Genomic DNA, 22572 nt, shown 5'->3' with positions numbered 1-22572 from the left:
GCGAACCTTAATTCATCAAGCCCGCACGACCTGCACTGACGAGTATCTATCATGGCAAGCCTGATCACCTGTCCCCATTGCGGCAGCCGGCCGAAGGAAGAGTTTTCCATTCGCGGCGATGCCCTGCCTCAGCGCCCAGCCGCTCACGCGCCGGACGAAGCCTGGCACGCCTATGTCTATCTGCGCGACAATGTGAAGGGCGTCATCTTCGAACACTGGCACCATGTGGGCGGCTGCCGGCGCTATCTGGTCGTGGAGCGGGACAATGTCAGCCATGACGTGCTGTCGGTTACGGATGCCGCCCGCTTCAGGCGTGCCGCGGCTTCCGGGCAGAACGGCATGCTTGCTGCCGGAAAGGACCTCGCATGACCCCGCATCGTCTTTCCACCGGCGGGCTCGTCAACCGCGCGATGCCGCTGCGCTTCAGCTTCGATGGCAAGCCGCTGAAGGGCTTTGCCGGCGACACCCTGTCCTCGGCGCTTCTTGCCAATGGCCAGATGCTGATGGGCCGCAGCTTCAAATATCACCGGCCGCGCGGACCCGTCACCGCAGGCTCTGCCGAACCGAACGCGCTGGTCACGCTGGGTGAGGGCGCGCGCAGCGAGCCCAATGCGCGCGCCACCGTGGCCGAGCTTTATGAGGGGATGGCGGCCCGCAGCCAGAACCGCTGGCCGTCGCTTGCCTATGATATCGGTTCGCTCAACAGCCTGTTGTCGCCCTTCCTGTCGGCCGGCTTCTACTACAAGACCTTCATGTGGCCCGCCTCCTTCTGGGAAAAGGTCTACGAGCCGTTGATCCGCCGCGCCGCGGGCCTTGGCCGCGCCGTCATGGCGCCCGATCCCGATCGCTACGAAAAGGCCTGGGCGCATTGCGACCTGCTGGTCATCGGCGCTGGCCCGACCGGGCTGATGGCAACGCTTGCCGCTGCCCGCGCCGGCCTTCGCGTCATTCTGGCCGATGAGGATTTTCGCCCCGGCGGATCGCTTCTGTCTGATACCGCCGTGGTGGGCGGCCTGCCGGCGGCGGATTTTGCCGCAGCCATCGTCGCCGAACTGGAAAGTCTCTCCAATGTCACGCTGATGCCCCGCACAACCGTGTTCGGCTGGTATGACGACATGGTGTTCGGTGCCGTCGAAAAGGTGCAGAAGCATGTGGCGCTGCCCGATCCCGATCTGCCGGTGGAGCGTGTCTGGCGCATCGTGGCGAAGCGGGCGCTGCTTGCGACCGGTGCCGAGGAACGGCCGCTGGTGTTTGGCGGCAATGATCGCCCCGGCGTGATGACGGCCGGTGCCGCGCGCACCTATCTCAATCGTTACGGTGTTGCGGTCGGCCGCAAGGTGGCAGTGTTTGCCAATGGCGGCTCCGGCTATCGCGCGGCAGCCGATCTGACGGCTGCTGGCATTGATGTGACCGCGATCATCGATCCGCGCACGGATATTTCGCGCGCCCAGGCGGATCTGGCGGGGGAGGGCCTGCGCATTCTCTCCGGCGCGTCTGTCACGGCAACGCGCGGGCGGCTCGGGCTCACCGGGCTTGTGGCCGAGCGATCCGGCCATGAAGAGGTGATCGATTGCGACGCGCTTCTGATGTCCGGCGGCTGGTCTCCCGTCGTCCATCTTCTGTGCCAGCGTGGCAGAAAGCCGGTCTGGAGCGCAAGCCACCAGGCTTTTCTGGCGCCCGATGTCGGCGCGGCCTTTGTCCCGGCGGGATCGGCTGCCGGTCTCGACCGGCTCTCGGCCTGCCTGAGGGACGGGGCGGAAAAGGCCGTGGCGCTTGCCCGCGATCTGGGCTTTGCCGCTTATGACGCCGATATCCCGCCGGTGGAGGGCGAGTATGACCCGGCCTTTGCCCCGCTCTGGTATGTCCAGGGTTCGAAGGGCAAGGCCTTTGTCGATTTCCAGAATGACGTGACCGTTGGCGATCTCAGCCTTTCGCAGCGTGAAGCCTTCGGCCATATCGAGCACACCAAGCGCTACACGACCGGCGGCATGGCGACCGACCAGGGCAAGCTCGGCAACGTCAACACCATCGGCATCGTATCGGGCATGCGCGGCGTTTCGCCGGAGGCGGTCGGCACCACGACGTTTCGGCCTTTCTATACGCCGGTGTCCTTCGGCGCTCTGGCGGGCACCGCGCGCGCCGAACAGGCACGCGCCACCCGCCGCTCGCCGCTGCATGGCTGGGCGGCGAGACACGGCGCGGTGTTTGTCGAAGCCGGCCTTTGGCATCGCTCCGCCTGGTTTCCGCGCGCCGGCGAAAAGACCTGGCGCGAGGCGGTCGACCGCGAAGTGCTGACGGTGCGCGAAAACGCCGGGCTCTGCGATGTCTCGACGCTCGGCAAGATCGAGATCTTTGGCGCGCAGGCGGCGGAGTTTTTAAACCGCGTCTACAGCAACGCCTTCCTGAAGCTTCCCGTCGGCAAGGCCCGCTACGGCCTGATGCTGCGCGAGGATGGCATCGTCTTTGACGACGGCACCACGTGCCGGCTTGGGCCGAACCATTACGTGATGACCACCACCACGGCCTATGCGGCCGAGGTGCTGGCGCATCTCGATTACTGCGCGCAGGTGCTGTTTCCCGAGCTTGACGTGCGCTTCGCATCCACCACAGACCAGTGGGCGCAGATGTCGCTGGCGGGGCCGAAGGCGCGCATCATCCTGCAGCGCCTGGTGGAGGATGATCTCTCCGATTCAGCCTTTCCCTTCCTTGCCGCGCGCGAGGTGACGCTGAAGGGCGGACTTGCGGCACGCCTGTTCCGCATCTCGTTTTCAGGCGAACTTGCCTACGAGCTTGCCGTGCCGGCAGGCTATGGCGAGGCGGTCGCCGATCATCTGATGGAAGCCGGCCGCGAGGATGGTATCTGCGCCTATGGGGTGGAGGCGCTGAACGTGCTGCGCATCGAGAAAGGTCATGTCACGCACAGCGAACTCGACGGCCGCACCACCTCCGACGATGTCGGTCTTGGCCGCATGATGGCCCTGCAGAAGCCGGATTTCATCGGCAAGCGCCTCTCGACGCGCTTTGGCCTGACGGCGGCCGATCGCCTGCAGATGGTGGGCCTCAAACCCATCGAGCCGGATGCCGAGATCCGGGCCGGCGCGCATCTCCTGAAGGAGAATGCCAAGCCCTCGACCACCAACGACCAGGGCTTTGTCTCGTCTGCCTGTTATTCGCCGACGCTTGGTCGCCATATCGCGCTGGCGCTTCTGAAATCCGGGCGCGAGCGGATCGGCGAAAAGATCCTCGTCTGGGATCGGCTCCGCGAAAGCGAGGTGCTGGCGGAAGTCTGCAGCCCCGTCTTCGTCGATCCCGACAATCTCAAACTGCGGGCCTGAGGGGATTTCAGATGTCGATCACCTACACCCACCGGCATGTGCTGGAAGACCATATCACGGGGTTTGAAGCCCGCCCTAACGTCAACCATCTGAGCGTCATTCGTCGCCCGGCCATGGCCGTGGTGCTGGCCCATGGCGGCGCGGAGAGCGATGTGGATCTGGCGCTCGACATGATCGAGGGCGTCTCAAAGCGCGTCTGCGGCCCGGCGGAATGGCTGGCCGTTGCGCAGGACAGGACGCCGGAGAGCCTGCTGCGGGTGCTCACCTCTATTCCCGGCGCCTCTGTGCTGGATGGCAGCGACGGCCACGTGCTGATGCGGATCGATGGTCCGCATGCCCGCAAGGTGCTTGCCAAATGCGTCGCCGTCGATCTTCACCCGGATGTCTTCCCAATAGACATGTCGGCGCCCATGCTGATTGCGCATGTGGCCGGCAATCTGGCGCGCACCGGCGAAAACAGCTTCGAGATCATCGTGCCGCGCAGTTTTGCCGGGACGGTGTTTGAGGAGATGAAGGAGATGGGCCGCGACGTGGCGCTGACCGCCGGGTTCGGCTGAGAGGGCAGGGCGGCTGACGGTCGGCTATTCTTTCAGCGCTCTCTATGGCAAGATGGGGCCTTGATGGAAAAGGTCGCGCCATGCAGCATTCTCGCTCCTTCCAGATTACCCTCCCGGCAGACCTTGCTGATCTGCTGCATGAAAAAGTTGCCTCCGGCGAATATGCCAGCGAAAGCGAGGTCATTCGCCAGGGCCTCCTGACGCTCGCCATGGAGGATTCGGCAGTGCAGAGATGGCTGCAGGATGAGGTCGCGCCGACCTATGATCGCTACAGCCGGGATCCGGCTTCAGCTTCCTCCCTTGACGAAGCCATGGCACGGCTTGATGCACGCATTGCAGCCATCGAGAAAAAGCCGTCGTGAAGCGATACGTCGTTCGCCTGATGCCCGAGGCGGAAACGGATCTCCTCGACATTTACCTCTTCGTGCGTGAGAGATCGGGTTCTGCGGCAGTTGCAGCCGATTATCTGGCGCGTATCCGCCGGTTCCTGGCCGCTCTGGAGACGGGCCCTCACCGGGGGACCGTTCGCCGCGATGTGCGGGAGGGCTTGCGGGTTATCGGTTTCGAGCGTGCCATCAGCGTTGCCTTCATCGTGGAGGACGACAGCGTCGTCATCCTGAGGCTCGCTTACCGCGGGCACATGATCGACCTGAATGGCTCCTGACTGTTGCGGCGGCCCGGATCCCGTGGCCACGGCGCAAAAACTACAATTTCTTTCGCGAAAACGACTATGTCCTGTCGTCGGCAGTCTCTAGGCTCCGATATCCTCGTTTAATCCAAGGGAGCCGCCATCCATGAAGAATCATGCCAGAGTCGTCGTCATCGGGGGTGGGGTCGTCGGGTGTTCGGTGCTGTATCACCTGACCAAGTTCGGCTGGACGGATGTGGTCCTGGTCGAGCGTGCCGAACTGACGGCCGGCTCCACCTGGCATGCGGCGGGCGGCATGCACACGATCAATGGCGATCCGAACGTTGCCAAGCTGCAGAAATACACGGTCGAACTCTACAAGGAGATCGAAGAGTATTCCGGCCAGGATATCGGGCTGCACATGACGTCCGGCCTGATGCTGGCGGCAACGCCGGAGCGTTTCGACTGGATGAAATCGCTGCTGGCCAAGGGCAAGTATGCCGGTGGCGAGGCGCGGCTGATTTCGGCCGAAGAAGCCTATGAGATGATGCCGCTGCTCGATCCCAAGCAGTTCGTCGGCGCCGTGTTTGATCCGCATGAGGGCCATCTCGACCCTTACGGCACCACCCATGCCTATGCGAAATCGGCCAGGAAGAACGGTGCCGAGATTTATCTCCACACCAAGGTCGAGAACCTCATCCCGCTGGAAGATGGCAGCTGGCGGGTGATCACCGACAAGGGCGATATCTATGCGGAGCATGTGGTGAACGCCGCCGGCCTTTGGGCGCGCGAGGTGGGGCGCATGGTCGGCGTGGAACTGCCGGTTCTGGCCATGGAGCACATGTATCTCATCACCGAAGACATGCCCGAGGTGATCGAGCTCAACCGGACGACCGGCCGCGAGCTGATGCATTGCGTCGATTTCGACGGCGAGATCTATATCCGGCAGGAGCGCAACGGCATGCTGATGGGCACCTATGAAAAGGATTGTCGCCCATGGTCGCCGCTGGAAACCCCGTGGGATTTCGGGCCGGAACTTTTGGCCGAAGATCTTGAGCGCATCAGCGGCGAGCTGGAAGTGGGCTTTCGCCATTTCCCCGCCTTCAACAATGCCGGCATCCGGAAGATCGTCAACGGCCCCTTCACCTTCTCGCCGGATGGCAATCCGCTGGTCGGGCCGGTGCGGGGGCTGACCAATTACTGGTCGGCCTGCGCCGTCATGGCCGGCTTCAGCCAGGGGGGCGGCGTGGGGCTTGCGCTTGCCAACTGGATGATCGAGGGCGATCCGGGCTTTGACGTCTTTGCCATGGATGTCTGCCGCTTCGGCGATTATGCGACACCCGCCTATACGAATGCCAAGGTGCGGGAAAACTATGCGCGGCGCTTTTCCATCCGCTATCCCAACGAGGAACTGACGGCCGGCCGGCCGCTCCTGACGACACCGATCTATGACCGGCTGAAGGCGGAAGGGGCGGTGTTCGGCGCCTATGCCGGGCTTGAAACGCCGCTCTGGTTTGCACCGCAAGGCGTTGAAGATAAATTCTCCTGGCGCCGGTCGAGCGATTTCGACACGGTGGGCGAGGAAGCAAGAGCGGTGCGCCAAAGCGTCGGGCTCATGGAAACCTCGGGCTTTGCCAAATATTCGGTGAGCGGCGAGGGCGCCGCCGAATGGCTGGACGTCATGCTGGCCGGCCGGCTGCCCTCCATCGGCAGCATGGCGCTTGCCCCGATGCTGAACGAGGCCGGCAAGCTGATCGGCGATTTCACGGTCGCCAACATGGATGGCGACGAATTCCTGCTGATCGGCTCGGGGATTGCCGAGGATTACCACATGCGCTGGTTCGAGGAGCACCTGCCGGACGACGGGTCTGTGGTGCTCGGCGCGCTGGGCCTTGGTCTGGTCGGGCTCTCGGTTGCCGGCCCAAAGGCGCGGGCAGTCATGCAGAAACTCACCCATCTCGATCTCTCCAATGAGGCCTTCCCCTTCATGTCGATCCGCGAAATGGAACTGGGCATGGTGCCGGCCATCGTCGGGCGGGTGAGCTATACCGGCGATCTCGGCTACGAGATCTGGATGCGGCCGGAATACCAGCGCAGCCTGTTTCAGGCGCTGATGACGGCGGGTGAGGAATTCGGCATCCGGCTGTTTGGCCTCAGGGCGCTGAATGCGCTGAGGCTCGAAAAGGGTTTTGGCAGCTGGGCGCGAGAATATCGCCCCCTCTATGGCCCCATGGAGGCCGGGCTTTCCCGCTTCATCGCCTTGAAAAAGGAGGTGAATTTCATCGGCAAGATGGGCGCCATCGAAGAAAAGCTCGCCGGCGGCTCCCTGCGCCTGGTGACGCTTGCCGTGGAGGCGCGCGATGCCGATGTGCTGGGCGACGAGCCGATTTCGATGGATGGCTCGGTGGTCGGCTGGGTAACCTCCGGCGGTTTTGCCCACGCCTCCGGCGTATCCGTCGCCATGGGCTATGTGCCGAAGGAATTTGCCGCCACCACCGATGGGTGGGAGGTGGAGATTCTGGGCGAAATGCTGCCGGCGCGCCTGATCGATGCGGCCCTGTTTGATCCGAAAGGCGAGCGCATGCGGGGGTGACGCCGCTGCCAAAATGATCAGCAGATGCCGCTTTTGTGGCACAGATGATTTTATTTGCGTCATATCTAGGGAAAGCTTGGGGAATCTCTCCCGGTCATGCCTTTTTGACTTCACATTTGAAGCGAAAGCGGTATCAATTCGACAAAACCAAAGAACCCGTAAGGGCCCACAGACAAGAGACACAATCGTTTCAGCGAATTGTGTCCGGGGGAAAAATATGGAGTATTTCATCCAGCAGCTCCTCAACGGGCTGACTCTTGGATCTATTTACGGCCTCGTGGCGATTGGCTACACGATGGTTTACGGCATCATCGGCATGATCAACTTTGCCCATGGTGACATCTTCATGCTTGGCGGTTTCGCCGCTCTCATCGTCTTTTTGATCCTTACCTCGTTCTTCGCCGGCATTCCCGTCGCGCTTGCGCTGCTGGTCATGCTGGTGGTCGCCATGCTGGTGACGAGCCTGTGGAACTGGACGATCGAGCGCGTCGCCTACCGGCCGCTGCGTGGCTCCTTCCGCCTTGCGCCGCTGATCACGGCCATCGGCATGTCGATCGTGCTGTCGAACTTCATCCAGGTCACGCAGGGCCCGCGCAACAAGCCGGTTCCGCCGCTGGTCAACGATGTCTTCCACTTCGGCTCGATCACCGTCTCGCTGAAGCAGATCCTGATCGTGATCGTCACCAGCGTGCTGCTTGCCGCCTTCTGGTACATCGTCAACAAGACGCCGCTAGGACGCGCGCAGCGCGCCACCGAACAGGATCGAAAGATGGCGGCCCTGCTTGGCGTCGATGTCGATCGCACCATCTCGATCACATTCGTCATGGGCGCAGCACTCGCTGCCGTCGCCGGCACCATGTACCTCATGTATTACGGTGTCGCCTCGTTCAACGATGGCTTCATCCCGGGCGTCAAGGCCTTCACCGCAGCCGTTCTCGGCGGCATCGGCTCGCTGCCGGGCGCCGTTCTCGGCGGCCTCCTGATCGGCCTTATCGAATCACTGTGGTCGGCCTATTTCTCCATTGCCTACAAGGACGTAGCGACCTTTGCCATTCTCGCTTTCGTTCTGATCTTCAAGCCGACCGGCATTCTGGGCCGGCCTGAAGTGGAGAAGGTGTAACATCATGAGCAATGCAAATTCTCCGGCGACCGATGTGGCGCCGGGCCTGATGGCAAAGGCGCTCCGCGAGGGCCTCTTCGCCGGTGTGCTGGCGTTCGGCATGTTCCTTCTCTATGTCGGCGTCGAAACCTACCAGAACATCGACAATGCGCTGGTCTGGCGCATGCGCTGGGGGCTTCTCGCCGTCTTCGTGGCGATTGCCGCCGTCGGCCGCTTCCTCGTCGTCGCCTTCCTGCGGCCGAGTCTCGATCGGCGCAAGCTGAACAAGGCCAAGGCCGGGCTCCTCGACGTGTCCGAGGACAAGGGCTTTTTCCACAAGCACTTCCTCAAGATCGCGATGATCGTGCTTGTGCTCTATCCGCCGGTCATCGTCAGCCTTTACGGCGTGCAGGGCTCGCTGAAATTCGTCGACAATTTTGGCATTCAGATCCTCATCTACGTGATGCTCGCCTGGGGGCTGAACGTCGTGGTCGGCCTCGCCGGCCTGCTCGATCTCGGCTACGTGGCCTTCTATGCGGTGGGTGCCTATTCCTACGCGCTGCTGTCGGATCATTTTGGCCTGTCCTTCTGGGTGCTCTTGCCGATGGCGGGCATTCTGGCTGCCTTCTGGGGCATCATCCTCGGCTTCCCGGTGCTTCGCCTGCGCGGCGATTATCTTGCCATCGTCACACTGGCTTTCGGTGAAATCATCCGTCTGGTGCTGATGAACTGGTCGGAAGTCACTGGCGGCACGGCGGGTATTTCCGGCGTCGCCAAGGCCTCGATCTTTGGCATCTGGTCCTTCGATGTCGGCGCGTCGAACAATTTTGCGAAAGCCTTCGCGCTGCCGATGTCGTCCGCCTACTACAAGATCTTCCTGTTCTACGTGATCCTGACGCTCTGCCTCATCACCGCTTACGTGACGATCCGCCTGCGCCGCATGCCGATCGGCCGTGCTTGGGAAGCGCTGCGCGAGGATGAGATCGCCTGCCGCTCGCTCGGCATCAATACGGTCACGACAAAGCTCACCGCCTTTGCCATCGGCGCCATGTTCGGCGGCTTTGCCGGCTCGTTCTTTGCCGCCCGTCAGGGTTTCGTGTCGCCGGAAAGCTTTGTCTTCCTGGAATCTGCGGTCATTCTGGCCATCGTCGTTCTCGGCGGCATGGGCTCGCTCACCGGCATCGCGGTTGCGGCCGTGGTGATGATCGGCGGTACCGAACTGCTGCGCGAGATGGAATTCCTGAAACATGTCTTCGGCCCGGATTTCACGCCGGAACTCTACCGCATGCTGCTCTTCGGCCTGGCCATGGTTGTGGTCATGCTGTTCAAGCCGCGCGGTTTCGTCGGCTCGCGTGAACCCACGGCCTTCCTCAAGGAGCGCAAGTCCGTATCCGGCAGCTTCACCAAGGAAGGTCACGGCTGATGACGTCCGCGATTGAGACCATGACACCCGATACCATTCTCAAGGTAGAGCATCTGTCGATGCGCTTCGGCGGCCTGATGGCGATCAACGACCTCTCGCTGGAGGTCAGGCGCGGGGAAATCACCGCGCTGATCGGTCCGAACGGTGCCGGCAAGACGACGGTCTTCAACTGCATCACCGGCTTCTACAAGCCGACGATGGGCATGATCACCATGCGCCAGAAGGGCGGCAAGGAGTTCCTGCTGGAGCGCTTGAGCGACTTCGAAATCACCAAGCATGCGAAGGTCGCCCGCACCTTCCAGAACATCCGGCTGTTTTCGGGCCTGACCGTGCTGGAAAACCTCCTAGTCGCCCAGCACAACAAACTGATGAAGGCGTCCGGCTACACGGTGATGGGCCTCATCGGCCTTGGCTCCTACAAGCGCGAGGCGGCAGCCGCAATCGAGCTTGCCCGCCACTGGCTTGAAAAGGCGGATCTGATCGACCGTGCCGATGATCCGGCCGGCGATCTGCCCTACGGCGCCCAGCGCCGTCTGGAAATTGCCCGCGCCATGTGCACGGGTCCGGAACTTCTGTGCCTCGACGAGCCGGCAGCGGGCCTCAACCCGCGCGAATCGCTGGCGCTCAACACGCTGCTCAACAGCATTCGCGACGAGACGGGCACCTCGATCCTGCTCATCGAACACGACATGTCGGTGGTGATGGAAATCTCCGACCATGTGGTGGTGCTGGAATACGGGCAGAAGATTTCCGACGGCACCCCGGACCATGTGAAGAACGATCCGAAGGTGATTGCCGCCTATCTCGGCGTCGAGGACGACGAGGTGGAAGAGGTGATTGCCGAAGAACTCGACGGGGGCACGCCGTGATGGCCGTCAACACGAACAAAGCCGAACCTCTCCTGAAGGTCAGCGGCGTCGAAACCTATTACGGCAATATCCGTGCGCTTGCCGGTGTCGATATCGAGGTGAACAAGGGCGAGATCGTCAGCCTGATCGGAGCCAACGGCGCCGGCAAGTCGACGCTGATGATGACGATCTGCGGCAGTCCGCAGGCGCGCACCGGCTCCGTCATCTTCGACGGAACCGACATTACCCGCACGCCGACGCATCTGATCGCCCGCCAGCGCATCGCCCAGTCGCCCGAAGGCCGGCGCATCTTTCCGCGCATGACGGTCTACGAGAACCTGCAGATGGGTGCTGGGCTCGACCAGCTGAAATATTTCAACGAGGACGTGGAAAAGATCTTTACGCTTTTTCCGCGCCTCAAGGAAAGACAGGCGCAGCGCGGCGGAACGCTGTCGGGCGGCGAGCAGCAGATGCTCTCCATCGGCCGTGCGCTGATGGCTCGCCCAAAGCTTCTCCTGCTCGACGAGCCCTCGCTCGGTCTGGCGCCTTTGATCGTCAAGCAGATCTTCGAGGCGATCAAGGTCTTGAACGAGAAGGAGGGGCTCACCGTCTTCCTCGTCGAACAGAACGCCTTTGCGGCGCTGAAGCTGTCGCACCGCGCCTATGTGATGGTGAACGGCAAGGTGACGATGAGCGGATCGGGCAAGGAACTGCTGGCCAATCCGGAAGTGCGGGCAGCCTATCTGGAAGGGGGACGGCATTGAACGCGCCATCTTCGTTCCGGATCGCGGTGCGTTTGTCAGACGCGCCGCTGCTTGGCCAATCGGCAGGGAGAGCTTGATATGCAGGGACTGTTTTTCGAGGATGATACCGGCGCCCGCTACATCCTGCGCTTCATCGTTCTGATGATCGGGCTGTGGACGGCCTGGCGCACCGGCAAGGCGGTGGCCGAAAGCTGGAAGGACTATCCGATGGTCATCGGCTACGTGCTTCTTCTCGGCGTGCTGCTTCGCTTCCTGCACTTTTCGCTCTTCCAGGGGCCGTTCCTCAGCCTCGGTTTCTACGCGCTCGATGTCGTGCTGCTGCTCATCGTCGCAACGGCTGGCTTTCGCCATCGCCGCACCCGCCAGATGGTGGAAAACTACTACTGGCTCTACGAAAAAAGCTCTGCTTTTTCGTGGCATAAGAAGAATTGACAGGCTGAGCCTTTCGGCTCCAGACTGCAATCAACAGGGAACACGTTTCCGGCGCGAGGGTGTGGTGGGTCTCGCGCAGGTTTTAATTCAAACCCGCTCAAAAAACTGGGAGTAACACAATGAAGAAGTCTCTTCTTTCGGCCGTGGCGCTGACAGCCGTGATGGCGTTCAGCGGTTCGGCCTGGGCCGATGTCCTCGTTGGCGTCGGCGGCCCGCTGACGGGTCCGAACGCAGCCTTCGGCGCACAGCTCCAGAAGGGTGCCGAACAGGCCGCAGCCGACATCAATGCTGCCGGCGGCATCAACGGCGAAAAGATCAAGCTCGTTCTCGGCGACGACGTGTCGGACCCGAAGCAGGGCGTTTCGGTTGCCAACAAGTTTGTGGCGGATGGCGTTAAGTTCGTCGTCGGTCACTTCAACTCGTCGGTTTCGATCCCGGCCTCTGAAGTCTATGCCGAAAACGGCATCGTTCAGATCACCCCGGCCTCCACCAACCCGAAGTTCACCGAGCGCGGCCTGTGGAACACGTTCCGCACCTGCGGTCGTGACGACCAGCAGGGCGCCGTTGCCGGCCAGTACATCGCTGAAAAGTTCAAGACCGCCAAGGTTGCCGTCGTGCATGACAAGACCACCTACGGTCAGGGTCTTGCTGACGAAACCAAGAAGGCCATGAACAAGCTTGGCATCAAGGAAGTCATCTACGAAGGCATCACTGTCGGCGACAAGGACTTCTCCGCTCTCGTGTCGAAGATGAAGGAAGCCGGCGTCGGCATTGTTTACTTCGGCGGCCTGCACACCGAAGCCGGCCTGCTGATGCGTCAGATGGCCGACCAGGGCCTCAAGGCTCCGCTGATGTCGGGTGACGGCATCACCTCCAACGAACTGGCTTCGATCGCCGGCGACGCCGTCAACGGCACGCTGATGACCTTCCCGCCGGATCCGCGCACGAACCCGAGCGCCAAGGACATCGTGGCAAAGTTCCGCGCTGCGAACTTCGAGCCGGAAGCCTACACGCTCTACTCCTACGCTGCCCTGCAGATCTTCGCTGCCGCCGCCAAGGCTGCCGGCAGCAATGATCCGACCAAGGTTGCCGAAGCGATGAAGGCCAAGGGTCCGTTCAAGACCGCAATCGGCGACATCGGCTTCGACGCCAAGGGCGACATCACCCGTCCTGACTATGTCATGTACGAGTGGAAGAAGGGCGCTGACGGCAAGTACAGCTACTTCCAGATGTAAGATTTTGGCAGGCGGGACACCGCTGCCAACCTTAACGGAAAGCCCGGTTCGCGCCGGGCTTTTTTCGTTGCCGCCGTTCCTGTCGATGCTGCGCCATATCAGGCGGAAAGACGGGCAAGCAGAAAATCTGCGCGCTTTGAAACCGAGGTTTTGGGGAGGATGACGGGCTCGTAGCCGAGTGCGGGATAGACGGCGCATAGCCGCTCATATTCCGCCACCGCCTCTGCAAAGGCATGCTGACGGGCATCATCCTTCACGTAGATTTCAGGCCAGGGCGGCGTGAGAAAAACCCGGTCGTGGTACCGATGCCGGCCGCAGAGATCGTGCATCATCCGCTCATCGCCGGTTGCGTGGGCAAGTGCTGCGGCCGCATCGACGAGGCCGCGATCAAAGAAAATCCAGCCGGTCCTGTCGCTCATTGCCGCCCGATCGGCAATCGAGAGCGCGATGGCGCGCCGCGCAAACGCCGGAAGATCGTTCCACGGCAGCGCCGCGCCATCTCCGGCAAGCTCCTCTGCCACGATCCGGCGCCCCGGTTCGTCGATGACCGCATGGCCGCGCCGGCGCAATTCCTCAAGAAGGCTCGATTTCCCGCCGCCGGAACAGCCGGAGAGAATGACGAAACGGTTCATGCGCCGTCTCCTTTCACACGTTCTGCAGTTGCAGGAAAGCCGGATCGGGCAAATCCGCCCACGGGATAAGTGTGTTGACCGTTATGCTGTATAGCATTATTTTGACATCTGCCTGAATGAGAGCCGCCATGGATGTGCGGTGCTGAAGGCCACGCCTTGGAGGAAGTATGCTGGAACGTCGATGTCGAACCGGACGAATGACGGGGCGACGACGGTGCTGGAGGTGGCGGCCGCTCCAAGCCTGCCATGAATGGGAGAAATTTTGCGATGACGAAGACTGTTGCGCTCCACGCGGGTGGAGGGCGAGCGCTGGCGCTTGCCTTTCTGGCGGCGGTGATTGAAGGATTTGATCTGCAGGCGGCAGGTGTCGCTGTGCCGAAACTTGTACCGGCCTTCGGGCTGACGCCACCGCAGATCGGGCTTTTCCTGTCGGCGGCAACCTTCGGGTTGATTTTCGGCGCGCTTTCCGGCGGCTGGATCGCCGACAGATGGGGCCGCCGCGCAGGGCTTGTTCTTTCCCTTCTGGTTTTCGGCATCTTTTCGGTGGCAACCATCTTTGCCACGAGCTTCGAGCAGCTTCTGGTGCTGCGCATCCTGACCGGCGTCGGGCTCGGCGGCGCCTTTCCGAACCTCATCAACATTGCCGCCGAATCGGTGGAGCCCGGTCGTCGCGGTTGGGCCGTTTCCGTCATGTATGCCGGCGTGCCGCTTGGCGGCGCCATTGCCAGCGGAATTGCTGCTCTCGGTCTGCATGGCGGTGACTGGCACATGATCTTCCTCGTCGGTGGGCTGATGCCGCTCATTCTCGCGCCCTTCGTCCAGCTTCTGCTGCCGCCGCTTGCCGTCGTGCGCCAGAAGGCGGCTGTCGCAACGGGGCGGCTTGCGAAACTGTTTGCGCCGGAAACGCTCGTCGCAACGCTTTTGCTCTGGCTTGCCTTCTTCCTCGGCCTGATGGTCGTCTACGTTCTCCTCAACTGGATGCCGCAGCTGCTGGTGGCGCGTGGTCTGGAAAAGAGCGAGGCGTCTCTGGTGCAGTTGCTGTTCAATGTCGGCGGCGTTTTCGGCAGCCTCATCGGCGGGCGCATCTTTGACAGCCCACGGCCGGCAGTCCCCGTGCTGCTTGCCTTTGCGGCCTCTGCGGCAGCGCTCGTCATGCTCGGCGTTCTGCCGGCGGCGCTCGCACTGATGCTGGTGGGGGGTGCGCTTGTCGGAGCCGCGATCCTGTGCATGCAGGCTATTCTCTATGCCACGGCACCGCAATGCTATCCCTTCGAAATCCGGGGAACCGGCGTCGGTCTGGCGGTTGCCGTGGGGCGCCTCGGCTCGATTGCGGGCCCGCTGTTTACCGGCTGGCTGGTGGCGGCCGGTGCAACGCCGTCCGGTGTCATGTTCGCGCTGGTGCCGCTCACCGTTCTCACGGGCGTCTTTACAGTCGGCCTCCTGTTCCGCCGGACGCGCCGCGAGGTCCCTGCCTGAGCGTTCGTCCGGCGGCAGCCGCAGCCGCTCGTCTTTCCGATCAGGCCCGCCAAGGATGTCGCGGGCCTGATCGCACATAAGCGCGAGGCGTCAGCCCTCGTGCAGCACATGGGCGGCCTTCACGGCCGCCGATGCGCGGTTTTCAACGCCGAGTTTGACGTAGATCTGCTCCAGGTGCTTGTTCACCGTACGGGCCGAAAGCCCCAGGATATCGCCGATATCCTTGTTGGACTTACCCTTGGCAATCCACAGCAGCACTTCGGATTCGCGGATCGTCAGCGCAAAATGTTCGCGAAGCGCTGCATCGCCCGCCCGGTTGTTCTGGCCGGTCACGCGAAACAGGTATTCGTCGGCCCCGATGGCGCCAAGAAAGGCAAATTGCAGGCTGGCCTCGCCGGCCTGCGCAAAGGCAAACGAGGCGTCGCGGGAAAAGCCGGGCTTGTCGCGTCCGGCCATCCAGGCGGCGATCTGGGCAACAACCAGATCGAGCCCGTCATCGCTGCCGGTTGCCGCATTGATGAGCCGCGTCGCCTGCGGGGTGGACCAGTGCAACTGACCATTGCCTTTCACCGCCAGCAGATGGCGGCCGGCGGCATCGAGCGCCACGCGCGCGCTCTGGGCCGAGCGTGCATTGGAGAGATGCACCCTTATGCGCGCGCGCAGCTCATCGATATTGATCGGCTTGGTCAGGTAATCGACGCCACCGGAATCGAGCGCATGCACCACATGTTCGGTTTCGGTAAGCCCCGTCATGAAGATGACCGGCACCTGCGAGACGGCGGGATTGGCCTTCAGGCGCCGGCAGGTGGCAAAGCCATCCATCGCGGGCATCACCGCATCCAGCAGGATGAGGTCGGGCGTGATGCGCTCCACGATGTTGAGCGCCGACTGGCCGGACGTCGCAATCAGCACGGAAAAGCCGGATTGTTCGAGCGCTTCGGTCAGGAATCCCAGCGCTTCCGGGCTGTCGTCCACCAGAAGCACGATGTCGCGGGGCATCTGGTCGCGGGCTATGTCAGGCATCGTCGGCGACCCTTTCCTCGCGGAACCGATTGAGGAAGGCAAGATACCCGGCCAGATCGAAGGCCTGGATATAGGCCCCGGCGGCGGTGGTAAAGGGGGCGTTTTCCGCCAGCCGGTCGAGTTCGGTGAGTTTCGCCTCGATGCCGCGGATATAGCCGATTTCGCCGAGCTGGATCAGGTCCTGCAGATGGGCAGGGCCGGGGCTTTTCAGAACCGGCGCCACCGGCACAGGCTCCGGCGGCCGGTCACCCTCGTAGATCCAGGTGAGGCCGAGATGCAGGGCGAGCTTGTCGGAGAGCTGGCGGATATCGACGGGCTTGGCGATCATGTCGCTGTGGCCGTCGCCGTCGCGCAGCGTGCTCGCACCATCGCCGATATTGGCCGACAGCATCAGGATCGGCGCCGTCTGGCCGCTTTCGCGCAAGCGCTCCACCAGCTGCCAGCCGTTCATGCCCGGCATCAGGATATCGACAAGGAAAAGGTCGGGTTTGACGCCTTCGATAAGCGTCAGGCATTCGGTGGCGCCATTGGCCGTGAGAACGACGAAATCGAGCGGCGACAGCACCTCGCGCATCAGGTCGCGGTGATCCTCGTTATCGTCAACCACAACCAGCGTGCGGCGCGGGCCGGTATAGGAGACGATCTTCTTTTCCGGCGCCGGCATGGTGCTTGGCCGGTCGATGGCCGAGAGCATCAGGCGCACGCGGAATGTCGATCCCTTGCCCTTCTCGCTTTTCACCGAAATCTCGCCGCCAAGCGTATTGGTCAGCAATTGCGTAATGGTGAGTCCGAGCCCGAGCCCTGGCATGGGCCGAATATTATCCGCTTCTCCGCGCTGGAACGGCTCGTAGATGCGCGGCAGGTCCTTTTCCGCAATGCCGCGCCCGGTGTCGGTCACGGTAAAGGTGGCCACCTGGCTGCGATAGGCGACATCGAAGCTGACGGTGCCCTCGTCGGTGAACTTGATGGCGTTGGAGAGCAGGTTGACGAGGATCTGGCGCAATCGCTTTTCGTCGCTGCGCACATAATGCGGCAGGCTGCGGGCGCGGATATGGGTGAAGGTCAGGCCCTTCGCCTGCGCCTGCGGGCGAAACATTTCCACGATCTGGTCGAGAAAATCCTGGATGTTGATCTCGTTCGAATAGACCTGCAACCGGCCGGCCTCGATCTTGGAAATATCCAGCAGCCCGTCGATGAGGCCCGACAGATGGTCGGCCGAGCGCTTGATCACCTTGATGGCCGATTGGCGCGGGGCAGGGATGCTCTCGTCGCGCTCGAGGATCTGCGCATAACCCATCACGGCGTTGAGCGGCGTGCGCAGCTCGTGGCTGAGGCCGACGACATAACGGCTTTTGGCGCGATTGGCGGCTTCTGCCGTCTCCTTGGCCTTCTGCAGGGCGGCATCGGTTTTTTTGTGGGCGGCGATTTCCTTCAGCAGAAGCGTGTTCTGGCGGGAAGATTCTTCTTCTGCCACCACCCGGCTGTCATGGGCCAGCACATAAAACCACGAGACGATGCCGGCGATGATGGCAAAAACGAAAAAGACGATGAGGATGGTGCCATAGACCACCTCGGCATTGGCCGGTGTCGCCTCGCTCACCTGATAGGAGATCATCGCCATGATGGCGCCGATCAGCGAAATCGAGAGAATGGCGGTCATGGCGTAGCGGCCAAGCCGCGTCATCAGCCTCTCGACGATCTGGTCGGAGAGGAAGGAACGCGCCACGCTGCCGATCTGCGCCTTCATCTGGGCTTTCGGCTTGCACATATCGTGGCAGCGGCTGTCGAGCGAGCAGCACAGCGAACAGATCGGCGCCGCATAGGCGGGACACCAGGCCATGTCCTCCGGCTCGAACGGATGTTCGCAGATCGAGCAGGTGATGGCCGTCAGGTTCTTCCAGGCATGGCGCGGCTTGCGGGCGAGATAGAAGCGCCCCTTCGTGCCCCAGGCAATCAACGGCGAAAGCAGGAAGGCGGACAGTGTGAGGAAGGTGGAGAGCGAGGCGGCAAGCGGTCCGAAGGCGCCGAAATGGGCAAGGAGCGCAATGGCGGTTGCCCCGAGCATCGCGCCGATCCCGACCGGGTTCAGGTCATAGAGATGCGCCCGCTTGAACTCGATGCCGGGCGGCGACAGGCCGAGCGGCTTGTTGACGAAGAGATCGGCGGAAATCGTGCAGAGCCAGGCCATGGCGATGATGGAAAAGATGCCGAGCGTTGCCTCCAGCAGCCGGTAGATGCCAAGTTCCATCAGCAGAAGCGCGATCGCCACGTTGAAGATCAGCCAGACGACGCGGCCGGGATGGCTGTGGGTGAGGCGGGAAAAGAAGTTCGACCAGGCAAGCGAACCCGCATAGGCGTTCATCACGTTGATCTTCAGCTGCGACACCACCACGAAGGCGGCCATCAGCAGCAGCGCGGCCGTCTCGTTGGGGATCATGTAACCGAAGGCGGTCAGATACATGTGGGCGGGATCGCCGGATTCGCGCACGGGCACGCCGGTGGAAAGGGTGAGGACCGCCAGAAACGAGCCGGCCAGAAGCTTTGGCACGCCCACCACCACCCAGCCGGGGCCGGCCAGAAAGATCGCCAGCCGGTGGCGCCATTTCTGCTGCCCCTCCGCCGGCAGGAAGCGCAAAAAGTCCACCTGCTCGCCAATCTGCGGCATCAGCGCCAGGATCACGGCGGAGGCGGCGCCAAATTCCAAGAGGTTGAACGGGGCGGTCCCCCCCACCTGCGCATTCGAATGATTGATGCCGGCAAAGGCGCGCCACAGATCGAACTTCTGCCAATCCATGAACGCGATGAAGATGAAGGGCAGGATGTTGAGCACGATCCAGAACGGCTGGGTGATCAGCTGGAAGCGCGAGATCAGCTGCACGCCGTAGATGACGAGCGGGATCACCACGGCGGCACTGATGATGTAGCCGATAGCAGGCGGTATGCCGAGGGCGAGCTCAAGCGCCCCTGTCATGATCGAGGCCTCGATGGCAAACAGCATGAAGGTAAAGCTCGCATAGATCAGCGAGGTGATGGTGGAGCCGATATAGCCAAAGCTTGCGCCGCGCGTCAGAAGATCGATATCGACGCCGTGGCGGATGGCATAGCGGCTGATCGGCAGGCCGACCACCAGCATGACGACGGCTGCCACCAGAATGGCGAAGAAGGCATTGGTCGTGCCGTAGGAAAGCGTGATCGCGCCGCCGATCGCCTCGAGCGCCAGGAAGGAAATCGCGCCGATCGCGGTCTGGGCAATGCGGGTGGAGGAGAAGCGCCGTGCGCCCTTGGCGGTGAAGCGAAGCGCATAATCTTCCAGCGTCTGGTCGGCGACCCAGCGGTTATAATCGCGCCGGACGGGGATGATGCGTTGCCGCGCTGTCATGCGTGTTCTGGCGTCCTTTTGGGCATGATGAGGGTTTAGGCACTGTCACGGGTTCGCAGGCCTTTTGCAAGCCTGTTTCAACTGCCACAAGTCCGCCACAGTCCTTGTCACGGATGGTTTGCGCACCAAATGCAAGTGCGTTCCCGATGCCCTGCAGGGTGAGGTCCTCAAACACCCGGCAGGTCCCGCAACCTTGTTCGAAGACGGTCATCCCTCATGACAGTTCTGCCCAATTCCGCCGCCCCGCATGCCCAGCAAAGTTTTGGAACCAAGGGCCTCCAGCCGATGGATCGCCCCAGCCGCATCACGCGCTTCTTCATGGGCATCGTCGCCTTTGCCGAGCGGCTGAACCTGAAATATGCAAAGCTCGGCAATCCGCCGGTCTACGACACCGCGACCTTTCCCTGGGCGCAGGAGATTGAGAAGGCGGCACCGGCCATCCGCGCCGAGCTGGACCGGATCCTGACGCGGCAGGATGAGCTTCCGTCTTTCCAGGATATTTCCGCCGACGTGAAGACGATTTCTACCGACAACCGCTGGAAGACGTTTTTCCTTCTGGGCTTTGGCGTGCGCTCCGACCAGAACATCGCCGCCTGCCCGAACACCTGGGCGGCCATGCAAAAAATCCCCGGCCTCACCACGGTGATGTTCTCGATCTTCGAGCCGGGAAAACACCTGCCGGCCCATCGCGGCCCCTATAACGGCGTGCTGCGCCTGCATCTCGGCCTCATCGTGCCCGAACCGCGCGACAAGCTCGCGATCCGCGTCGCAGACCATATCTGCCACTGGCAGGAGGGCAAGGTGCTGATTTTTGACGATGCCTATGAACACGAGGCCTGGAACCACACGGATCAGACCCGCGTGGTTCTCTTCGTGGACTTTGTCAAACCGCTGAAATTCCCCGCCCGCCTTGTCAACTGGCTGCTGATGAATCTCGCCGTTTTCACCCCGTTCATCCGGGAGGGGCTGGATAACCACAAGGAGTGGGAGCGCAAGTTTTACGCCGAGGCGGAGAAGCTGAGAAACCGGCCGACCTGAGGACCGAGCAACGGCGGCATGACCAGCGCTGTCCCTAATCGCAGCTCTGCCGGATATTATTCCGGACACCGGTGAGGAACCATCGGTTCCCGCATTTATTGGAGAAGCGGCCAGAGCGTCGCAAGGAGCAGCACACCCATGGCCACATTGAACCATTTCAGTCGTGACGGTTGCGTGAGGAACTGGCGCAGCACCACCCCGAAGCCTGCCCAGACCGCGACGCTTGGCAGGTTCACAATGGCGATCACCACCGTGATCAGCAAGATCGATGCAAATGGATTGTCCGCCTTGGAATAGGCCGCCATGGCGGTCATCGCCGCAATCCAGGCCTTCGGGTTAACCCATTGGAACGCAGCGGATTCCAGCAAGGTTAGCGGTCGCGCAGCATCTGCCTGGCCGTCCGGGACCGCGCGGGACGTGCCGATCCGCCAGGCAAGATAGAGGAGATAGCCGCCGCCGGCGATCTTCAGCGCCAGGCCAATCGGCGGCCAGGCGGTGATCAAGGCGCCGAGTCCGAAACCCACGGCCAGAAGCACGGTGGAGAAGCCGGCGGTAATACCGAGGATCTGCGGCACCGTGCGCCAGAAGCCGAAATTGGTGCCCGAGGCAAGCAGCATGAAATTGCTTGGCCCGGGCGACACCGAGCCGACAAAAGCAAAAAGAGCGACGGCAAGAACAGTCTCGTATGGCATGACGTGGCACTCCCCTGCGGGGAAGCGGCCTCCCCGCGGCGTTCAAGATTGGGTCGGAACAGGAAACCAGGGTGGCGGAACCTGAAGTCTGCCGCCCCATTGGTCGCTCAGCGCGTCTCAAGCGGGCAGCCAGTGTCAGCCGTGTGGCATGTCATGCGGCTTCTCATGCGACCGGATGAGACAGGCTGCATCGGGTCGTTCCTTTTCCCGGTGGCTTGTCGTGATGACCGCAGTCGGCACAGGCGAGACGCCCTGTCCAATGCCGGCACTCCCGATCGTCGAGGAATGAACTGAGATGACCGGGTAAGGTAAAGCCCGCGGCCCGTGCAACGGTGTTTGCCGATCGTCGTTACATCATGGCGATACGCATTCCTGTTGCGATGTCCCAATCATGGCGGAGGCTGCCGCCGGCTGCTATTGTCAATATTGACAGTCTTGATAGGAATATTGCCATGAAAGTGCAGGTGCTGGCCCTTGATGGCGTGTTTGATACCGGGCTCTCGTCCATCCTTGATGTTCTCAATACTGCCAATGAACTGGCCATGATGCTCGCGCTCGACGTGCAGCCTTTCGATGTCTACATCGTGGGCATGCGACGCGAAGTGCGAACGGCGCAAGGGTTTGGTGTTCCGGTCTCGGCCATGCCGGCTTCGACGATAGCGGACTGGCTGGTCGTTCCGGCGATTGGCTACAAGATGCCGGACCTGCTTGTGCCGGCGCTGGCCCGGCCGGATGTCCAGGATGCCGCAGCCGCGTTGCAGGAGGCGAGGGCCGGCGGCATTCATCTTGCCGCCGCCTGTATCGGAACCTTCGTGCTTGCCGAATCCGGTCTGCTCGACGGGGAAAGGGCAACGACCACGTGGTGGCTTGCGCCGCTCTTTCGCCAGCGTTATCCGGCGGTTCGGCTGGAAGATGGGCGCATGGTGGTGAAGTCCGGTGCGCTGGTCACGGCCGGCGCGGCCCTTGGCCATGTGGACATGGCACTCTGGCTGGTGCGCCGGGCAAGCCCGGAACTGGCAAATCTCGTGGCACGCTATCTCATCGTCGATAGCCGACCGGCGCAATCCGCTTATGTCATTATGGATCATCTGGCCCATGCCGATCCTGTGGTCGAGAAGTTCGAGCGCTGGGCGCGGGGACGGTTGTCCGAAGGCTTTTCGCTCGACGATGCGGCCGATGCCGTGGGCGCCAGCAAACGCACACTGGCACGCCGCCTGCAGCAGGTGCTTGGCAAGACGCCGCTGTCCTACTTTCAGGATCTGCGCGTCGAGCGTGCCGTGCATCTGCTGAAGACCAGCGACAAAAGCCCGGATGAGATCGCCGGCATGGTGGGCTATGCCGATGGCGTGACATTGCGGACCCTGCTGCGCCGCAGGCTCGGCCGCGGCGTGCGGGAGGTGCGGGCGCTCGGCTGACCT

At 62.4% G+C, this 22572-nt stretch carries 19 protein-coding genes; 15 read left to right on the top strand and 4 right to left on the bottom strand.

The window, feature by feature from the left end; genetic code table 11:
• Window positions 1-51 precede the first annotated feature (51 nt).
• The 12 genes from ACEXP3_RS06445 to ACEXP3_RS06390 all read left to right on the top strand — a co-directional run bounded on the left by ACEXP3_RS06445 (window position 52) and on the right by ACEXP3_RS06390 (window position 12914).
• Entirely contained in the window at window positions 52-369 is a 318-nt protein-coding gene (locus ACEXP3_RS06445) for a sarcosine oxidase subunit delta (RefSeq protein WP_377296509.1), read from the top strand.
• A complete protein-coding gene (locus ACEXP3_RS06440; RefSeq protein ID WP_377296507.1) occupies window positions 366-3335 on the top strand; it encodes a sarcosine oxidase subunit alpha family protein in 2970 nt (989 codons plus the stop codon). Before ACEXP3_RS06445 ends, ACEXP3_RS06440 begins: the two co-directional genes overlap by 4 nt.
• A gap of 11 nt (window positions 3336-3346) precedes the next feature.
• On the top strand, window positions 3347-3892 hold the full coding sequence (locus ACEXP3_RS06435) for a sarcosine oxidase subunit gamma (RefSeq protein ID WP_377296505.1): 546 nt from the start codon (window positions 3347-3349) through the stop codon (window positions 3890-3892).
• 80 nt (window positions 3893-3972) lie between these two features.
• The gene (locus ACEXP3_RS06430) at window positions 3973-4254 is read left to right on the top strand and encodes a ribbon-helix-helix domain-containing protein (protein ID WP_210104273.1); all 282 of its coding nucleotides are present in this window, start codon (window positions 3973-3975) and stop codon (window positions 4252-4254) included.
• Window positions 4251-4556: a type II toxin-antitoxin system RelE/ParE family toxin gene (locus ACEXP3_RS06425; protein WP_377296504.1), complete on the top strand. Its 306-nt coding sequence runs from the start codon at window positions 4251-4253 to the stop codon at window positions 4554-4556. The genes ACEXP3_RS06430 and ACEXP3_RS06425 overlap by 4 nt, the downstream gene beginning before the upstream one ends.
• Before the next feature lie 130 nt (window positions 4557-4686).
• Window positions 4687-7113, top strand: a complete 2427-nt coding sequence (locus tag ACEXP3_RS06420) for a GcvT family protein (protein WP_377296503.1) — start codon at window positions 4687-4689, stop codon at window positions 7111-7113.
• A 217-nt stretch (window positions 7114-7330) separates the two neighbouring features.
• Window positions 7331-8233, top strand: a complete 903-nt coding sequence (locus ACEXP3_RS06415; RefSeq protein ID WP_210104276.1) for a branched-chain amino acid ABC transporter permease — start codon at window positions 7331-7333, stop codon at window positions 8231-8233.
• Between the two features lie 4 nt (window positions 8234-8237).
• Entirely contained in the window at window positions 8238-9635 is a 1398-nt protein-coding gene (livM, locus tag ACEXP3_RS06410) for a high-affinity branched-chain amino acid ABC transporter permease LivM (RefSeq protein ID WP_377296502.1), read from the top strand.
• Window positions 9635-10504, top strand: coding sequence for an ABC transporter ATP-binding protein (locus ACEXP3_RS06405; protein ID WP_245365674.1), 870 nt, complete (start codon window positions 9635-9637; stop codon window positions 10502-10504). The genes livM and ACEXP3_RS06405 overlap by 1 nt, the downstream gene beginning before the upstream one ends.
• Window positions 10504-11247 (top strand): ABC transporter ATP-binding protein, encoded by a 744-nt coding sequence (locus ACEXP3_RS06400; protein WP_210104278.1) that lies wholly within the window; start codon window positions 10504-10506, stop codon window positions 11245-11247. Before ACEXP3_RS06405 ends, ACEXP3_RS06400 begins: the two co-directional genes overlap by 1 nt.
• Window positions 11248-11325: 78 nt before the next feature.
• Window positions 11326-11679 carry a DUF6867 family protein gene (locus ACEXP3_RS06395; protein WP_210104279.1) on the top strand — a complete coding sequence of 118 codons (354 nt, stop codon included), beginning with the start codon at window positions 11326-11328 and terminating at the stop codon, window positions 11677-11679.
• Between the two features lie 119 nt (window positions 11680-11798).
• Window positions 11799-12914 carry a branched-chain amino acid ABC transporter substrate-binding protein gene (locus ACEXP3_RS06390; RefSeq protein ID WP_210104280.1) on the top strand — a complete coding sequence of 372 codons (1116 nt, stop codon included), beginning with the start codon at window positions 11799-11801 and terminating at the stop codon, window positions 12912-12914.
• 98 nt (window positions 12915-13012) lie between these two features.
• On the opposite strand, the gene ACEXP3_RS06385 is transcribed toward ACEXP3_RS06390, so the two are convergent.
• On the bottom strand, window positions 13013-13546 hold the full coding sequence (locus ACEXP3_RS06385) for an AAA family ATPase (RefSeq protein ID WP_377296501.1): 534 nt from the start codon (window positions 13544-13546) through the stop codon (window positions 13013-13015).
• Between the two features lie 267 nt (window positions 13547-13813).
• On the opposite strand from ACEXP3_RS06385, the gene mhpT reads away from it, so the two are divergent.
• Entirely contained in the window at window positions 13814-15022 is a 1209-nt protein-coding gene (gene mhpT / locus ACEXP3_RS06380) for a 3-(3-hydroxy-phenyl)propionate transporter MhpT (RefSeq protein ID WP_377296500.1), read from the top strand.
• A 90-nt stretch (window positions 15023-15112) separates the two neighbouring features.
• On the opposite strand, the gene ACEXP3_RS06375 is transcribed toward mhpT, so the two are convergent.
• Entirely contained in the window at window positions 15113-16045 is a 933-nt protein-coding gene (locus ACEXP3_RS06375) for a response regulator (RefSeq protein WP_377296499.1), read from the bottom strand.
• Window positions 16038-19424, bottom strand: coding sequence for a hybrid sensor histidine kinase/response regulator (locus ACEXP3_RS06370; protein ID WP_377296498.1), 3387 nt, complete (start codon window positions 19422-19424; stop codon window positions 16038-16040). Before ACEXP3_RS06370 ends, ACEXP3_RS06375 begins: the two co-directional genes overlap by 8 nt.
• Window positions 19425-19640: 216 nt before the next feature.
• Here ACEXP3_RS06370 and olsC point away from each other — a divergent pair, with 216 nt between their 5' ends.
• Window positions 19641-20462 (top strand): ornithine lipid ester-linked acyl 2-hydroxylase OlsC, encoded by an 822-nt coding sequence (gene olsC / locus ACEXP3_RS06365; protein ID WP_377296497.1) that lies wholly within the window; start codon window positions 19641-19643, stop codon window positions 20460-20462.
• A 95-nt stretch (window positions 20463-20557) separates the two neighbouring features.
• Here the strand turns inward: olsC and ACEXP3_RS06360 are convergent, their stop codons facing one another.
• Window positions 20558-21154 carry a LysE family translocator gene (locus tag ACEXP3_RS06360; RefSeq protein ID WP_377296496.1) on the bottom strand — a complete coding sequence of 199 codons (597 nt, stop codon included), beginning with the start codon at window positions 21152-21154 and terminating at the stop codon, window positions 20558-20560.
• Between the two features lie 452 nt (window positions 21155-21606).
• Here ACEXP3_RS06360 and ACEXP3_RS06355 point away from each other — a divergent pair, with 452 nt between their 5' ends.
• Entirely contained in the window at window positions 21607-22569 is a 963-nt protein-coding gene (locus ACEXP3_RS06355; RefSeq protein ID WP_377296495.1) for a GlxA family transcriptional regulator, read from the top strand.
• Window positions 22570-22572 lie beyond the last annotated feature (3 nt).

The sequence above is a fragment of the Neorhizobium fuzhouense genome (genome assembly GCF_042611105.1).
In the GTDB taxonomy this organism is placed as follows: Bacteria; Pseudomonadota; Alphaproteobacteria; order Rhizobiales; family Rhizobiaceae; genus Neorhizobium; species Neorhizobium galegae_A.
This window is presented reverse-complemented; position numbering and strand designations above follow the sequence as displayed.

Excerpts from the sequence above, each read along its gene's own strand:
- ACEXP3_RS06415 (WP_210104276.1), top strand. The coding sequence starts at position 7,331 with ATGGAGTATTTCATCCAGCAGCTCCTCAACGGGCTGACTCTTGGATCT.
- ACEXP3_RS06400 (WP_210104278.1), top strand. The coding sequence starts at position 10,504 with ATGGCCGTCAACACGAACAAAGCCGAACCTCTCCTGAAGGTCAGCGGC.
- ACEXP3_RS06405 (WP_245365674.1), top strand. The coding sequence starts at position 9,635 with ATGACGTCCGCGATTGAGACCATGACACCCGATACCATTCTCAAGGTA.
- ACEXP3_RS06355 (WP_377296495.1), top strand. The coding sequence starts at position 21,607 with ATGAAAGTGCAGGTGCTGGCCCTTGATGGCGTGTTTGATACCGGGCTC.
- ACEXP3_RS06435 (WP_377296505.1), top strand. The coding sequence starts at position 3,347 with ATGTCGATCACCTACACCCACCGGCATGTGCTGGAAGACCATATCACG.
- ACEXP3_RS06430 (WP_210104273.1), top strand. The coding sequence starts at position 3,973 with ATGCAGCATTCTCGCTCCTTCCAGATTACCCTCCCGGCAGACCTTGCT.
- ACEXP3_RS06445 (WP_377296509.1), top strand. The coding sequence starts at position 52 with ATGGCAAGCCTGATCACCTGTCCCCATTGCGGCAGCCGGCCGAAGGAA.
- ACEXP3_RS06420 (WP_377296503.1), top strand. The coding sequence starts at position 4,687 with ATGAAGAATCATGCCAGAGTCGTCGTCATCGGGGGTGGGGTCGTCGGG.
- ACEXP3_RS06360 (WP_377296496.1), bottom strand. The coding sequence starts at position 21,154 with ATGCCATACGAGACTGTTCTTGCCGTCGCTCTTTTTGCTTTTGTCGGC.
- ACEXP3_RS06375 (WP_377296499.1), bottom strand. The coding sequence starts at position 16,045 with ATGCCTGACATAGCCCGCGACCAGATGCCCCGCGACATCGTGCTTCTG.
- ACEXP3_RS06395 (WP_210104279.1), top strand. The coding sequence starts at position 11,326 with ATGCAGGGACTGTTTTTCGAGGATGATACCGGCGCCCGCTACATCCTG.
- livM (WP_377296502.1), top strand. The coding sequence starts at position 8,238 with ATGAGCAATGCAAATTCTCCGGCGACCGATGTGGCGCCGGGCCTGATG.
- ACEXP3_RS06390 (WP_210104280.1), top strand. The coding sequence starts at position 11,799 with ATGAAGAAGTCTCTTCTTTCGGCCGTGGCGCTGACAGCCGTGATGGCG.
- ACEXP3_RS06440 (WP_377296507.1), top strand. The coding sequence starts at position 366 with ATGACCCCGCATCGTCTTTCCACCGGCGGGCTCGTCAACCGCGCGATG.
- ACEXP3_RS06370 (WP_377296498.1), bottom strand. The coding sequence starts at position 19,424 with ATGACAGCGCGGCAACGCATCATCCCCGTCCGGCGCGATTATAACCGC.
- ACEXP3_RS06385 (WP_377296501.1), bottom strand. The coding sequence starts at position 13,546 with ATGAACCGTTTCGTCATTCTCTCCGGCTGTTCCGGCGGCGGGAAATCG.
- mhpT (WP_377296500.1), top strand. The coding sequence starts at position 13,814 with ATGACGAAGACTGTTGCGCTCCACGCGGGTGGAGGGCGAGCGCTGGCG.
- olsC (WP_377296497.1), top strand. The coding sequence starts at position 19,641 with ATGACAGTTCTGCCCAATTCCGCCGCCCCGCATGCCCAGCAAAGTTTT.